This is a genomic window from Ruegeria sp. SAZD011, assembly GCF_059612545.1.
The window spans coordinates 78885-91765 of the sequence record NZ_JBXWQU010000026.1 but is presented as its reverse complement, the minus strand read 5'-3'; the positions used below and the strand labels follow the sequence as shown (position 1 = coordinate 91765).

The following is a 12881-nucleotide window of genomic DNA, read 5'->3' as shown; positions in this document are numbered from 1 at the left end:
TCGAAAATACTCCGGGGTGAATTGCCCGCAGGGCAAGAGGGGCAGCGCCCCTCCCGAGCCCGAACTCAGAGCAGCCCGTTTTCCTTCAGCAGCTCGACCATGTTCGTTTCGGGGCGCGGGCCGATATGGCCGATCACCTCGCGCGCGCAGACATTGCCGATCCGGGCACAGGTCTCGTAATCGCGGCCCGTGGCCATGCCAAACAGGAAGCCCGCGGCGAACTGGTCGCCCGCGCCGGTGGCATCCACCGGCACCACCTTTTCCACCGGCACGTCGATGCGCACCGTGCCGTCCATCACCGTCACCCCGTCGCCCGAACGGGTGCAGACCACCAGCGGGCAGATGCCCGAGGTCAGCATCAGCGCATCGTCCAGATGGTCGCTTTCGAACAGCGACTGGATTTCGGCCTCGTTGCCGATCACGAAATCCAGATCGTGCTGGATCAGCGACAGGAAATCGGCGCGGTGCCGGTCGACACAGAAGGGATCGGAAATCGCGATCCCCGCCTTGCCGCCCGCCGCGCGGGTTGCCCGCGCCGCCTCGCGAAACGCGGATTTCCCGGCATCGTGGTCGAACAGATAGCCTTCGAGGAACATCAGTTTGGCATTGCCCGTCACCTGCTCGGGCACATCCGCCGAGCTTAGCGTGGTCGAGATACCCAGATAGGTGTTCATCGACCGCTCGCCATCGGGCGAGACAAAGATCATCGACCGCGAGGTCGCCAGATCGCCCGCCACCGGCGGGTTGACGAAGTCGATACCGCCCTCATTCATCGCATCGGCATAGAAATGGCCCAGCGCATCGTCGCGCACCCGCCCGATAAACGCCGTATCCAGACCCAGCGCGCCCGCGCCGGCAATGGTGTTGGCAACCGAACCGCCCGGCGTCTGCACCCGCTCCTTCATCGAGGCATAGAGCACCTCGCCGCGCTCCTGCTCGATCAGCTGCATGATGCCTTTCTCGATTCCCATCAGGTCGAGAAAGCTGTCATCGGCTTGCGAGATCACATCGACAACGGCATTGCCGATGCCAACGACATCGTAGGTCTTCATAGGGTCTTGTCCTCGAATTGGCACAGATCACGTATGAGGCAGGTGCCGCACATCGGCTTTCTGGCTTTGCAATGGTAACGGCCGTGCAGGATCAGCCAGTGATGCGCGTGCTGCTGGAAATCGGCCGGGATATTGTCCTCGATGGCGCGTTCGACCGCGTCCACATCCTTGCCCGGACAGATGCCGGTACGGTTGCCGACGCGAAAGATATGGGTGTCCACCGCCTGCGCCGGGATGCGCCACCACATGTTCAGCACCACATTGGCGGTCTTGCGCCCGACACCGGGCAGCGATTGCAGCGCGGCGCGCGAATTGGGCACCTCGCCGCCATATTGCTCGACAAGGATGCGGCTCAGCTTGATCACGTTCTTGGCCTTCTGACGGAACAGGCCAATGGTCTTGATATGCTCGGTCACGCCCTCTTCGCCCAGCGCCAGCATCTTTTCCGGCGTGTCGGCGATCTTGAACAATTCGCGGGTGGCCTTGTTCACGCCCGCATCGGTGGCCTGCGCGCTCAGCGCGACCGCCACCACCAGCGTATAGGCGTTCACATGCTCCAGCTCGCCCTTGGGTTCGGGATCGGCGGCCTGAAACCGGGTAAAGATCTCGCGGATCGTGTGGTAATCGAGTTGCTTTGCCATCCGGGCCTTAATGCCCTGACAGACACTCCCCCGCAATTGAAAAGGCAGCGCCTAGGCCGCCGTCGCGCCCAATTCCGCCCCGGCTGCCGTCAGGTTTTGCTGTACCTTTGACCATTCGACCTCATTGGCCGCCAGCACTGCCTTGGGATCGATCCGCACCGCATATCCCCGGTTCAGAGCGCCAAACGCAGTGTTCTTGACACAGTGACAGCCATCCAGACCGGTCAGGATCAGGGTGCCGATCCGGTTTTCCTCCAGATATCGCTCCAACGCGGGTTCGGAAAAGGCATCACCCATGGATTTCTCGAACCCGATATCAGGCACCAGTCCCAGGCGCGGGTCCAGCCCGATGCCCGCCGACCCGGCATTGCCGCGCCCCTGATTGAACCAGCCGTTCAACAGCCGGGCCAGCCCGGCCTTGTACACCTGCCGGATCGCGATCACCGACATCCCCGCCCACCGCGCCGCATCCACCGCTGTTCCGACATTCTCCATCGCGATTTCCAACTGCGCGGATTGCCACACAGGCAGCGAGGTGAAATCGGTCTGCATGTCGATCACCAGCAGCGCGGTTTCCGGACGCACAGCGCGGTCGATCACAGGACCTTTGGTCGGAGTGCCGATCTTGCGGATCTCCAGCCGGACATAGAGAGCCGCGATCACGATCCCGGCGGCGAAAATCCAGAGAACGGACATGTCAGGCCTCCTTGGCCAAGTCTGCAAAGAACCGGGTCAGGGCAAGCTGCACTTTGTGATGGGCGGCAAGCTCGGCGGGTGAGAACCCCTCGGAGAAAAGCGCCAGCTTCTCCATCTCATCCGCCCGGATCGCTGTGATGATGGCCTCCCCCCTCGGGGTCAGCCAATAGCGGGGGGACCGCGCGTGTTCGGGATTTGCGCGCCGCTCGATCAGCCCGGCGCGCTGCACCTCTTGCAGGATGCGCGAGATATATTGCCGCTTCATCTGCAACGTGGCGCCCAGTTGCGGCGCCGTGGCGCCGGGAGCCAGCGACAGACCTTCAAGAATGGCGCGCTGTCCCACGGTTACGCCCTCGCGCATACTCCCCCGCTCCACCGCTGCCGTGATGTTGCGCAACAGCGGCCGCGTGGCCTGTACCGCCTGATAAAGCTGATCGGGTTCACGTGTCATGCCCATAGTACTGGACCGGACGGCACGATTCGTCAACTCAGTTGACAAATATTTGCACAGGTTCCGGGTCGCGACAACGGCGCCCGCGCGCTACTCTCCAGTTCAGACAAAGAGGTGCGACATGAATGTTCAGACGATGGAAGAGGGCTATCACTATGGCGTCATCCGCCGCGCGATCGAGCTGATCGACGCAGGCGGCGAGAGCATGTCGCTGGACGATTTGGCCGCCCGGATGAACATGAGCCCCGCGCATTTCCAGCGCGTCTTTTCGCGCTGGGTCGGGGTCTCGCCCAAGAAATACCAGCAATACCTGACGCTGGGCCATGCCAAGGCGCTGCTTGAGGAACGGTTCACGCTGTTGGAGGCGGCCCAGAATGTCGGTCTCTCGGGCACCGGGCGCCTGCACGACCTCTTCGTCCGGTGGGAGGCGATGAGCCCCGGCGACTATGCCCGCAAGGGCGCGGATCTGACGATCTACTGGGGCTGGTTCGAAAGCCCCTTTGGTCCCGCACTGGTCATGGGAACCGAGCGCGGCATCTGCGGCATCGGCTTCGCCGCCGAGGCGGGCCCCGAGGCCACGATGGAGGATCTGCTGTCGCGCTGGCCACAGGCCACCTTCGTCGAGGACCCGATGCGCCTGCGCCCTTGGGCGCTCAGTGCCTTTGGCGCCGCCAGCGACCGGCTGGAGCCGGTGCCGCTCTACCTGATCGGTGCGCCCTTGCAGATCAAGGTCTGGGAGGCGCTCTTGCGCATCCCTTCGGGCCAGGTCACCACCTATGGCGAACTGGCCCAGTCCATCGGACAGCCGCGCGCGGTGCGCGCGGTGGGCACGGCGGTGGGGCGCAACCCGGTCAGCTGGCTGATCCCCTGCCACCGCGCCCTGCGCAAATCCGGCGGACTGGGCGGCTATCACTGGGGTCTGCCGGTGAAACGTGCCATGCTGGCCTGGGAAGCGGCCCGCAGCGAGGCCTAGCGCCAGCGCGCTGCCATCCAGCGCAACAGATGCAACCGCCTCGACGGGACCGCGCGCCGGGCGGCAAGCCCTCTCTCGGTCTCCCAATTGCGCAGTGTTTTGGGCTTGCTCCAACGCTCCAGTCTGAGGGCCATCAGGACATGGTGGTCGCGGCTTGGCATGGTCGGTCTCCTATGGCTGTCGATACGCCCGCCATCAGACCGCAACCCTGCTGACACCCCGTTGTCAGGGGGCTGTGCTAAGGTGTCAGCAGTGTTCCAGAGGATCCCATGCGCCGCTCCACCCGTTTGTTCGAAATCATCCAGCTCCTGCGCGCCGCCACCGCACCCATCACCGCCGAGGATCTGGCCGCGCGGCTCGAGGTCTCGGCCCGCACCGTCTATCGCGATATCGCGGCGCTTCAGGCCATGCGCACCCCGATCGAGGGCGCGGCGGGCCTGGGTTACGTTATGCGCGGCGGCTATGACCTGCCGCCGCTCAACTTCGACCAGGAAGAGGTCGAGGCGCTGCGCGTCGGCCTCTCGATGCTGGCCCGCACCGGCGACAGCGCCCTGCAACAGGCCGCAGAACGGGTTTGCGCCAAGATCGACGCGCTGCACGATCCGGCCGACTGGCTGCGGGTGGCGCCCTGGGGCGCGCCCGCCGACGATCCCGGGCAGGGCTGTACCCCCATCGCACTGCTGCGCACGGCCGTTCGTGAGGCGCGCAAGCTCAGGATAGAGTATCGCAGCGGAGAGGGCGCCCGGACACAGCGCGTGCTGCGCCCGGTCGGCCTGATCTATCACCTCGACTGCACCATGCTGGCGGGTTGGTGCGAGTTGCGGCAGGGGTTTCGCAATTTCCGCACCGACCGGATCTGGGCCTGCGACCTGTTGCCCGACAGCTTTGCCCCGCAGGCCAAGGCCCTGCGCCAGCTCTGGCAGGATCAAAGCCGCTGGGACGAGGCCGCCACGGCCAGCGCGCGGTAGGGCGATGCGCAAGGAACCGCCGATTTCACCGCTTTGTTGCTTGTTTGTACCGGCCCGCCCAGTGATATACTTGGGGCAAAAGCAACAAATCCCGCGGCAATCGGGACCAGGAGCAGAAGGTGAACCCATGACCAAGACAAAACTTACACTCGCCACCGGGCTGGCAGTCGTTCTGGCGCTGGGCGCCTGCACAGACCCGGCCTCGCTCAGCACCAATACCGACCCTAATCGGCAGGCCAAGCAGGGCGCGCTGATCGGCGGTATCCTCGGGGCCGGTGTTGGTGCCATCGCCAACGATTCCAATCCCGGCCTGGGTGCACTGGCCGGTGCGGCCATCGGGGCCGCCGGTGGCGGATTGATCGGCAACCAGTTGGACAAGCAGGCCGCCGAACTGCGTCAGGAACTGGCCAATGACGGCATCACCATCACCAATACCGGCGACCGTCTGGTTGTGAGCGTGCCGAACGACATCACGTTTGACACCGACAGCGCCACGGTGCGTCCGGCCCTGCGGTCGGATCTGCAAAAGGTCGCGGCGCATCTGGTCCGCTATCCGAAATCGACGGTGCAGGTCATCGGCCATACCGACAGCGACGGCGAGGCTGCCTATAACCAGGGTCTGTCCGAGCGGCGCGCTGGCGCCGTGGCCGACATCCTGCAGGCGGGCGGCGTGACCTATGACCGGATCTCGACTCTGGGCATGGGCGAGAACAGCCCGATCGCCTCGAACCTGACGCCCGAGGGCAAGGCCCAGAACCGGCGTGTCGAGATCGTGGTGATCCCGCGCAACTGATCGGGGCAACAAGCCCAGGCACTCAAACCCCGCGCCCCGCAAGGCGCGGGGTTTCGCGTTTCCGCCGGTGTCTTTAACAATCCGCAGAAACCGCTTGATCTGGAGCCACTCAAGGGCGGTAGGCTTGGGAAAACCCAACGGCGGAGATCGCGGATGAAGATTGCAGAGGCTGCCGCCAGATCCGGTTTGAGTATCGACACGATCCGTTTCTACGAGCGTTCGGGGCTGCTGCCCCCGATTGCGCGCGGCGCTGACGGGATGAGGCGGTTTTCACCGGAAACGGCGGACTGGCTCAGACTGCTCGCCTCCTTGCGCGAAACCGGGATGGAGCTGCGCGCGATGCGCCGCTTTGCCGAGCTCTACCGGCAGGGCGATGCCACCATCCCCGAGCGGCGCCGGATGTTGCAGGAGCATGCCGCCAACCTTGAACTGCGCCGGGCCGCGCTTGACCGCTGCGCCGCGCTGCTGGCGCACAAGTTGCAGAGATATTCCGAGATCGAAGGAGGATGAGATGCGGATCATTGTGGTTGGGGCCGAAGGCGACGTCGGCAGGGCGGTTTGCAAGGAATTGGGCAGTCGGCACGAGCTTATTCGAGCCGGGCGCAGCCGGGGTGACGTGACGGTCGATATTGCCGACCCTCAGTCGGTCGCCGCGATGTATGCCCGGACTGGCATGGTCGATGCGGTGGTCTCGACAGCCGGAGAGGTACATTTCGGCGCCTTGTGTGAGTTCACGCGCGAGACCTTCATGATCGGATAGCGAAACAAGGTGATGGGCCAGATCAACCTGGTGCTGGGTGGGTTCGACCATGTGGTCGAAGGCGGGTCCTTTACGCTGACAAGCGGCGTACTCGACCGCGATCCGATCCCGATGGGCGCCGGTGCGGCGACCGCGAATGGCGCCCTTGGCGGATTTGTCGTGGGCGCGGCGCTCGAAATGCCACGCCGGCAACGGATCAACGTGGTCAGTCCCGGTCTGCTGGATGCCTCTGTTCCCCGCTATGGCGCGTGGTTTCCCGGCCATGAACCGGTGGCCGCCGGTCGGGTTGGCCGGGCCTTTGCCAAAAGCGTCGAGGGCGCATTGACCGGGCAGGTGATCATCGTCGGCTGAGCCAAGGCAGATCGCGCCCATGGACCCCTGCATATTTGAACAACGCTTGCGCGGGGTCAGGGGTTTGGATCGGCGGGATTGCCCTCTAGGTAAAAGGGGACGCAGAAACAGGAGAACCCGATGACCGACCTCACCCTGCTGGGCCTCAGCGGCGCCTTGCGCGCGGCCTCGACCAACCGCAAACTGCTGCGCGAGGCGGCGCGGCTTTTCGGACCGGTGAGCTATACCGAGGCCGATCTGAACCTGCCTCTCTACGATGGCGACAACGAAGCCGCCGACGGCATTCCAGAGGTTGTTCAGCGCCTTGCCGATCAGATCGCTGCTGCGGACGCGGTGATCATATCGACGCCGGAATACAACAAGGGGCCGTCCGGCGCGTTGAAGAATGCGCTCGACTGGGTCAGCCGGGCCAGTGGCAAGCCCTGGGCTGACAAGCCGGTTGCAGTGATGTCAGCGGCAGGTGGCCGGGCCGGGGGCGAGCGTGCACAGGCGGTTCTGCGCGGCTTCATGGTGCCGTTCCAGCCGCGCCTTGTGACTGGCCCCGAGGTGCATCTGGCCGACAGTTCCAACCAGTTCGACGAGAACGGCCAACTGACCAGCGCGCTCTATGTCCAGACTTTGCAGGCGCTGATGGACAAGCTGCGGACCGAGGCACAGCGTTGAACCAAAATATGACTTAATACCGGCTGGCGTGGCTTTGGCCGCCGCGCCAGTCTGGCTCTTTCAGCCTAGCTAGGCACTGAACACGGGACAGCCCGGTCTTGTCCGAACTTCGGGCGCAGGGCGATCTGGCACCAGCTGTCGCACCCCTTTTCGGTCCGATCGACCGGCCTGCCGACCGGGTGTTGCAGGCCTAGGCGATTGGATCAACGGCCTGTGCCTTGATCCACCGATCAAACCGCCACATGCCCCAGGCGATCGGGATCAGGGCCAGTCCGCCGATGACATAGGCAAGCGGTTCGTCTCCAAAGCTTTCGAACATCTGGGTATAGGCGTGGATCACGCCGAACACGAGCGAGGCGTTGAACAGCCCCCGGTTACCGCGATGCGCCGACCAGAACAACAGCGCCACCAGCGCCCCCGCCCACAGCACCGAATAGATGCCCTCGGAAATGACCACCGCGCTGTCGCGAAAGGCATCGCGCGCCCTGGAATAGGCATCCCAGGCGTCTTCGGTCCAGACCGTCGGCTCTGCCGGACCCCAGATCGTCTCGCCCACCACATCGCCCCAGAGCGAGCCAACCAGCGCACAAAGATTGGCAACGACAAAGCCCAGCATTGCCAGGATGCGCGCGTGCCGCGCGCTACGCTCGCCATACCGCCCGGCGACCCAGAGACAGGCCGCCAGCAGCACCGCCATTTGCAGGATCGAAAGCGTCGATTCCGGCGAATAGAACACATAGGCCGCGTGGAAATAAAACGTGCCGGTATCCAGCATCTGGGCAAAGGGAACGATGGCCAGCGCCGTGATCAGCCGCACGTCCAGCAGCCATCCACCCGCCAACAGCAAAGCTGCCGTATAAAGATAAAACAGGCTGACCGGCAGACCCGACACCTCGTTGTCGGCAATCAGATACCCCAGCCCGCCGACATGCATCGCCAGTCCCATCAGCGCGACCGCCCCGGTGACAAACGGCGCCCGCACCAGATCACGGACAAAGGCAAGTGTCGCCCCGGCCATGATCAGCCCGCCCAGAACACTCAGCATCTGGCCCGCGATCTGCGGATGGTTCGACACCAGCTCGGCCGTGCCGCCGCCGCATAGCATCCCGGACCCGATCAATGCCGCGGCATTGCCGAACATCCGCAAGTCGCCGCCGCCACGCGATAGAATGCCAAACCCGCCCGCCAGCAACAAAAGCCCCACCACCGCCACTGCCAGCGGATCCTGCAACCACAAGACAAGCCCGCCCGTCGCCGACAGGATACCCAGGCACAGGACCGTGTTGATACCCAGTGTCACCATCGCCTGCCGCGATCGCGCCTCGATCTCGCGCGCGGCCTCCGGGGTGATCACCGCGTCGTCAACTAGCTTGTCCGTATCTGCAACCGCGAACATGGCCACTCTCCTCCCGCGATCCGGTTGCCGGCAAGACTAGCACCGAACGGGGCCAAAGACAGCCGGCTGCGCTTCCGCGCCGGGATAGGCTTGTGCCGCTGGACCGGCGCCCGTATCTAGGCGCAAACCGGATTTGCAGGAGACACCCAATGTTCAAAGGACTCGGCGGCCTTGGCGATATGGCCAAGATGATGAAATCGGCGCAGGAATTGCAGACCAAGATGGCTCAGATGCAAGAGGACCTGAACAGCATTCTGGTCACCGGCGAATCCGGGGCCGGGCTGGTCAAGGCCACCGCCACCGCCAAGGGCGAGCTGAAGGGGCTGGATATCGACCCCTCGATCTTTAACGGAGACGACAAGGAAGTGGTCGAGGACCTGATCCTGGCTGCCATCAAGGACGCCCAGGCGAAGGCCGCCGAAAGGGCGCAAGAGGAAATGGCCGCCCTGACCGAAGGCATGGGCCTGCCCAAGGATATCAAACTGCCGTTCTGACACGGTGGCGTTCCCTTTGTGGTGAACTGCGGGCATGATCGCGTCAGAGCGGGGGAGCGCACGGGAAACAGGATATGGCCGGATCGACCAAGGATATCGACGCGCTGATCGAGCTGATGGCGCGTTTGCCCGGGCTGGGTCCGCGCTCGGCCCGGCGCGCGGTGCTGCACCTGATCCGCAAGCGGGCGCTGCTGTTGACGCCGCTGGCCGATCTGATGGGGCAGGTGGCGGCCACCGCCCGTGAATGCCTAAACTGCGGCAATGTCGGCACCTCAGACATCTGCGACATCTGCACCGATGAACGGCGCGCCACCGGCGAGCTTTGCGTGGTCGAGGATGTGGCCGATCTGTGGGCAATGGAACGTTCGGGCGTCTTCAAAGGCCGCTATCACGTGCTGGGCGGCACCCTGTCGGCGCTGGATGGGGTCGGTCCCGAGGAATTGCGTATTCCCCGCTTGGCGGATCGGGTCACCGCCGAGTCGATCTCGGAAGTGATCCTGGCGCTGAACGCCACCATCGACGGTCAGACCACGGCGCATTACATCGCCGACCAGCTGGGCGGCCGGGTGCGGCTGACCTCGCTGGCGCAGGGGGTGCCGATCGGTGGCGAACTCGACTATCTCGACGACGGCACCATTTCGGCCGCGATGCGCGCCCGCAAGGATCTCTAGCCCGGCTTCCAAAAGGCCAGTACTTTGACCCAGAGGGTAGGTCGCCAAAAGGGCCCGGCAATGACAACAGCCAGTCTGCACATCTTCGTGCCCACAGCGATCCGGGGATTGATGGCGCGCCTCGGCCCGCGCCTCGACGCGGCAGCGGGCCGACCGGTGACACAGATCATCGACCTCAACCCGCGGATACCCGAGCGCATCGCAGCCGGCGAAGCCTTCGATATCGGGCTGACCAATCCCGAATATGTCCCCGCCCTGATCGCCAGCCGCCATGTCGATGCTACCACGCACCGGCCCTTTGGCCGGGTGCCGCTTGCGGTCGGCTGCCGGGCAGGTGCCAAGGCAGAGCCCCTCCGGCACGCGCCCGCAATTGCCGATCTTTTCCGGCGGGCGGACAGCATCGCCTATACCGGCGCGGGCACCAGCGGCCGCATCTTCCTAGATGCGGTTGCGCGGCTGGGGCTGTCTGACACCCTGCGCCCCAAAAGCCGCCCGATGGGCGGCGGCGAACCGGTCGCCTCGGTCGTGGCAGGGGACACCGAACTGGCCGTAGCACCACTATCGACGATTCTGTCGACCCCCGGTCTCGCCCCCGCTGCGGTCTTTCCCGGTGATTTCGCCACCGACATAGACATGTCGATCTTCCTCAGCCCGACACCGGGCTCAGGTGCCACCGCCGTTCTCGACCTGCTGACCTCCGGCACGCTGGATGACGAACTCGCAGCGGCGGGCGCCATGCGCTTTGGCTTTGCCTGACCGCGCCGTCATCGCTTGACTTGCCGGGGTATTCCCCGGCGCTGAACCCGATGGCCATATCATGGAGCACGCCCCAAACCAGCCGCATGAAATCGGTAACGCCCGGCGGAGTTTTCCTTTTGTCCCGCGCGCTTTGCGGCTAGGTAAGGATAGAGCCTCACTCACCGCCCGGAGATGTCCCGATGACCCGCATTCTTGCCTTTGTGCTCGCCGCCGTCACTGCCACCGCCGCCTGGTCGCAGGAGCTGATCGACAAGGGGTTCGTGCATGGCTGGAACCTGATGGTCGACCCGGCGCTGGGCAATGGCTGCCTGATTCAGACGGTTTACGAGGATCTCTCGGTGGTGCGGCTGGGTTATGACCGGACCGGCAATCGCGGCTATTTCACCGTGTTCAACAAGAACTGGGGCGCCATCGAGGATGGCGGCAGCTATCCCATCACCTTTGATCTGGATGGTGAGCGGTTCGAGGCCACCGCCATCGGCGCCAACAAGGGCAAGGTGCGCGGCGCAACGGTGTTCTTTACCGACCGCGAGTTCGTACATGCCATTGCCCAACGCAAGGTGATGACGGTCTATGGCGCCGAGGGGCAGGAGATCATGGCGATCGACCTCAAAGGCACCTCGAAGGCGCTGGAATACGCGCGCGAGTGCCAGAAGGCACAGAACTGAATCGAAGTCAGCGAATCGCGTATAACAGCGCGTCCTCGGTCCGGCAGTCGCGCACGACGTCCCGGCCGCAGGGCACTGGCTGGAGCGAGTTCGACAGGCAAATCCTGACTTCGGCGATGTAGCGTCCGTTACAGGTCACCGTCAGCATGTCGCGTTCCAGCTTCGGATTTGCCTTCAGAAAGGCCTCTTCGACCACCCGCGCCGGCAGTTGCACTGTCCGGTCCAGCCGCCGGAACACTTCGGGGCGGACCACGCTGTCATAGGCCTCGCGCGACAGATCGAAATAGGATTGCGCGCTTAGCCCGCTACAGGTGCCGTGTTTCTTCCATTGGTGCCAGGCCAGGCCCGAACTGCCCTGAATATCGGTCATTTCCGCTGTCATCCGGCGGGTGGGCGGGCTCTCGGAGGTGCGGCAATAGGAGGGCCAGCCATACTGGTATTGCGGCCAGAGGCCATGCAGTATCCAGCCGTGGTCATGGCGCGGGTTGCACTGGTCCTCGCCGCGTGCATCTCCTGTGGTCTCGCACCAGTTGGGGGACCAGCTGAGCGAAAGAACGTAATAGTCGAACTGGCCCGCTTTCTCGCCATCGGCCAAGGCCGAAACAGCGGTCAGAATCCAGAGAATCAACCAGCGCATTCGCTCTTTCCTTATCTGCCCGGCCCGACTATATACGCTCGGAGTTCCCCGACAACGGAAACCGCCCCAAGACCCCGGGGCAGCCGAATTCCGGCGACGGGAGAGATGTATTCGCAAGGAGACAAGCCATGGCAAAACCTCTGATGGCCAAGGCAACCGCCGTCTGGCTGGTGGACAACACGACGATCAGCTTCAAGCAGATCGCCGATTTCGTCGGCATGCACGAGCTGGAAATTCAGGGCATTGCCGATGGTGATGTGGCGGCGGGCGTCAAGGGGTTCGACCCCATCGCCAACAACCAGCTGACCCAGGAAGAAATCGACAAGGCCGAACAGAATCCGCTGCACAAGCTGAAGCTCAAGTTCAACCCCGCCGCCGCTGGCGAGGAAAAGCGCCGCGGCCCCCGCTATACGCCGCTGTCGAAACGCCAGGACCGCCCGAACGCGATCCTGTGGCTGGTCAAGTTCCATCCCGAGCTGTCCGATGGCCAGATTGCCAAGCTGGTCGGCACCACCAAGCCGACGATCCAGTCGATCCGCGAGCGGACCCACTGGAACATTTCCAACATGCAGCCCATCGACCCGGTTGCGCTGGGTTTGTGCCGCCAGTCGGAACTGGACTCGGTCGTGCAAAAGGCAGCCGCCAAGAAAGCCGCCGAGGGCGGCGTGATGAGCGACGACGAACGCCGCAAGCTGGTTTCGACCGAACAGTCGTTGGGCATGGATACCGGCCCGCGTATCCCGACCGCGATCGAGGGGCTGGAGAATTTCTCGCTGTCCGAGCCGATCGACACCAGCGATGACGACGAGGATGACAACAACCCGATCATCGATGCCGACAGCTTCTTCAACCTGCCCAAGGGTGGCAAGGATGACGAGGACGAGGACGACGATCCCCGTTATTGATCG

Annotated in this window: 18 protein-coding genes; 12 read left to right on the top strand and 6 right to left on the bottom strand. The window is 64.2% G+C overall.

Translation table 11 applies throughout. The features are described 5' to 3' along the window. Positions 1-65 precede the first annotated feature (65 nt). From AC2FLM_RS13660 to AC2FLM_RS13645, 4 genes are read right to left on the bottom strand one after another with little or no spacing between them, the layout of a single operon-like run. Positions 66-1052: an adenosine kinase gene (locus tag AC2FLM_RS13660; RefSeq protein WP_496858605.1), complete on the bottom strand. Its 987-nt coding sequence runs from the start codon at positions 1050-1052 to the stop codon at positions 66-68. Then, positions 1049-1693 carry an endonuclease III gene (gene nth, locus AC2FLM_RS13655; protein ID WP_234137123.1) on the bottom strand — a complete coding sequence of 215 codons (645 nt, stop codon included), beginning with the start codon at positions 1691-1693 and terminating at the stop codon, positions 1049-1051. Before nth ends, AC2FLM_RS13660 begins: the two co-directional genes overlap by 4 nt. 51 nt (positions 1694-1744) lie before the next feature. Next, positions 1745-2389: a cysteine hydrolase family protein gene (locus AC2FLM_RS13650; RefSeq protein ID WP_496858603.1), complete on the bottom strand. Its 645-nt coding sequence runs from the start codon at positions 2387-2389 to the stop codon at positions 1745-1747. Between the two features lies 1 nt (position 2390). Then, entirely contained in the window at positions 2391-2840 is a 450-nt protein-coding gene (locus tag AC2FLM_RS13645; protein ID WP_496858601.1) for a MarR family winged helix-turn-helix transcriptional regulator, read from the bottom strand. Positions 2841-2961: 121 nt separating this feature from the next. Between AC2FLM_RS13645 and AC2FLM_RS13640 the strand changes: the two genes are divergently transcribed. The 7 genes from AC2FLM_RS13640 to AC2FLM_RS13610 all read left to right on the top strand — a co-directional run bounded on the left by AC2FLM_RS13640 (position 2962) and on the right by AC2FLM_RS13610 (position 7348). Further along, a complete protein-coding gene (locus AC2FLM_RS13640) occupies positions 2962-3813 on the top strand; it encodes a methylated-DNA--[protein]-cysteine S-methyltransferase (RefSeq protein ID WP_496858599.1) in 852 nt (283 codons plus the stop codon). Positions 3814-4082: 269 nt separating this feature from the next. Beyond that, entirely contained in the window at positions 4083-4781 is a 699-nt protein-coding gene (locus tag AC2FLM_RS13635) for a helix-turn-helix transcriptional regulator (RefSeq protein ID WP_496858597.1), read from the top strand. 127 nt (positions 4782-4908) lie between these two features. Further along, positions 4909-5574: a YiaD family glycine zipper/OmpA-like lipoprotein gene (locus AC2FLM_RS13630; RefSeq protein WP_234176237.1), complete on the top strand. Its 666-nt coding sequence runs from the start codon at positions 4909-4911 to the stop codon at positions 5572-5574. A 153-nt stretch (positions 5575-5727) separates the two neighbouring features. Next, on the top strand, positions 5728-6084 hold the full coding sequence (locus AC2FLM_RS13625; RefSeq protein ID WP_234144534.1) for a MerR family transcriptional regulator: 357 nt from the start codon (positions 5728-5730) through the stop codon (positions 6082-6084). Between the two features lies 1 nt (position 6085). Continuing rightward, positions 6086-6334 carry an NAD-dependent epimerase/dehydratase family protein gene (locus AC2FLM_RS13620; protein WP_496858594.1) on the top strand — a complete coding sequence of 83 codons (249 nt, stop codon included), beginning with the start codon at positions 6086-6088 and terminating at the stop codon, positions 6332-6334. A 12-nt stretch (positions 6335-6346) separates the two neighbouring features. Further along, a complete protein-coding gene (locus tag AC2FLM_RS13615; RefSeq protein WP_496858592.1) occupies positions 6347-6685 on the top strand; it encodes a Rossmann-fold NAD(P)-binding domain-containing protein in 339 nt (112 codons plus the stop codon). 120 nt (positions 6686-6805) lie between these two features. Next, positions 6806-7348 (top strand): NADPH-dependent FMN reductase, encoded by a 543-nt coding sequence (locus AC2FLM_RS13610; RefSeq protein ID WP_496858590.1) that lies wholly within the window; start codon positions 6806-6808, stop codon positions 7346-7348. A 190-nt stretch (positions 7349-7538) separates the two neighbouring features. Here the strand turns inward: AC2FLM_RS13610 and AC2FLM_RS13605 are convergent, their stop codons facing one another. Then, the gene (locus tag AC2FLM_RS13605; protein WP_496858588.1) at positions 7539-8744 is read right to left on the bottom strand and encodes a hypothetical protein; all 1206 of its coding nucleotides are present in this window, start codon (positions 8742-8744) and stop codon (positions 7539-7541) included. 149 nt (positions 8745-8893) lie between these two features. Here AC2FLM_RS13605 and AC2FLM_RS13600 point away from each other — a divergent pair, with 149 nt between their 5' ends. The 4 genes from AC2FLM_RS13600 (at position 8894) to AC2FLM_RS13585 (ending at position 11336) form a co-directional block, all read left to right on the top strand. Next, positions 8894-9238, top strand: a complete 345-nt coding sequence (locus AC2FLM_RS13600; protein WP_496858586.1) for a YbaB/EbfC family nucleoid-associated protein — start codon at positions 8894-8896, stop codon at positions 9236-9238. Positions 9239-9312: 74 nt separating this feature from the next. After that, on the top strand, positions 9313-9909 hold the full coding sequence (gene recR / locus AC2FLM_RS13595) for a recombination mediator RecR (RefSeq protein WP_234171493.1): 597 nt from the start codon (positions 9313-9315) through the stop codon (positions 9907-9909). A gap of 60 nt (positions 9910-9969) precedes the next feature. Further along, positions 9970-10665, top strand: coding sequence for a substrate-binding domain-containing protein (locus AC2FLM_RS13590; RefSeq protein WP_496858583.1), 696 nt, complete (start codon positions 9970-9972; stop codon positions 10663-10665). Positions 10666-10847: 182 nt separating this feature from the next. Beyond that, entirely contained in the window at positions 10848-11336 is a 489-nt protein-coding gene (locus AC2FLM_RS13585; RefSeq protein ID WP_234221298.1) for a hypothetical protein, read from the top strand. 7 nt (positions 11337-11343) lie between these two features. On the opposite strand, the gene AC2FLM_RS13580 is transcribed toward AC2FLM_RS13585, so the two are convergent. Then, positions 11344-11973, bottom strand: coding sequence for a ribonuclease T2 family protein (locus AC2FLM_RS13580; protein ID WP_496858581.1), 630 nt, complete (start codon positions 11971-11973; stop codon positions 11344-11346). A gap of 128 nt (positions 11974-12101) precedes the next feature. On the opposite strand from AC2FLM_RS13580, the gene AC2FLM_RS13575 reads away from it, so the two are divergent. Continuing rightward, on the top strand, positions 12102-12878 hold the full coding sequence (locus tag AC2FLM_RS13575) for a DUF1013 domain-containing protein (RefSeq protein WP_234221296.1): 777 nt from the start codon (positions 12102-12104) through the stop codon (positions 12876-12878). Positions 12879-12881: the final 3 nt, after the last annotated feature.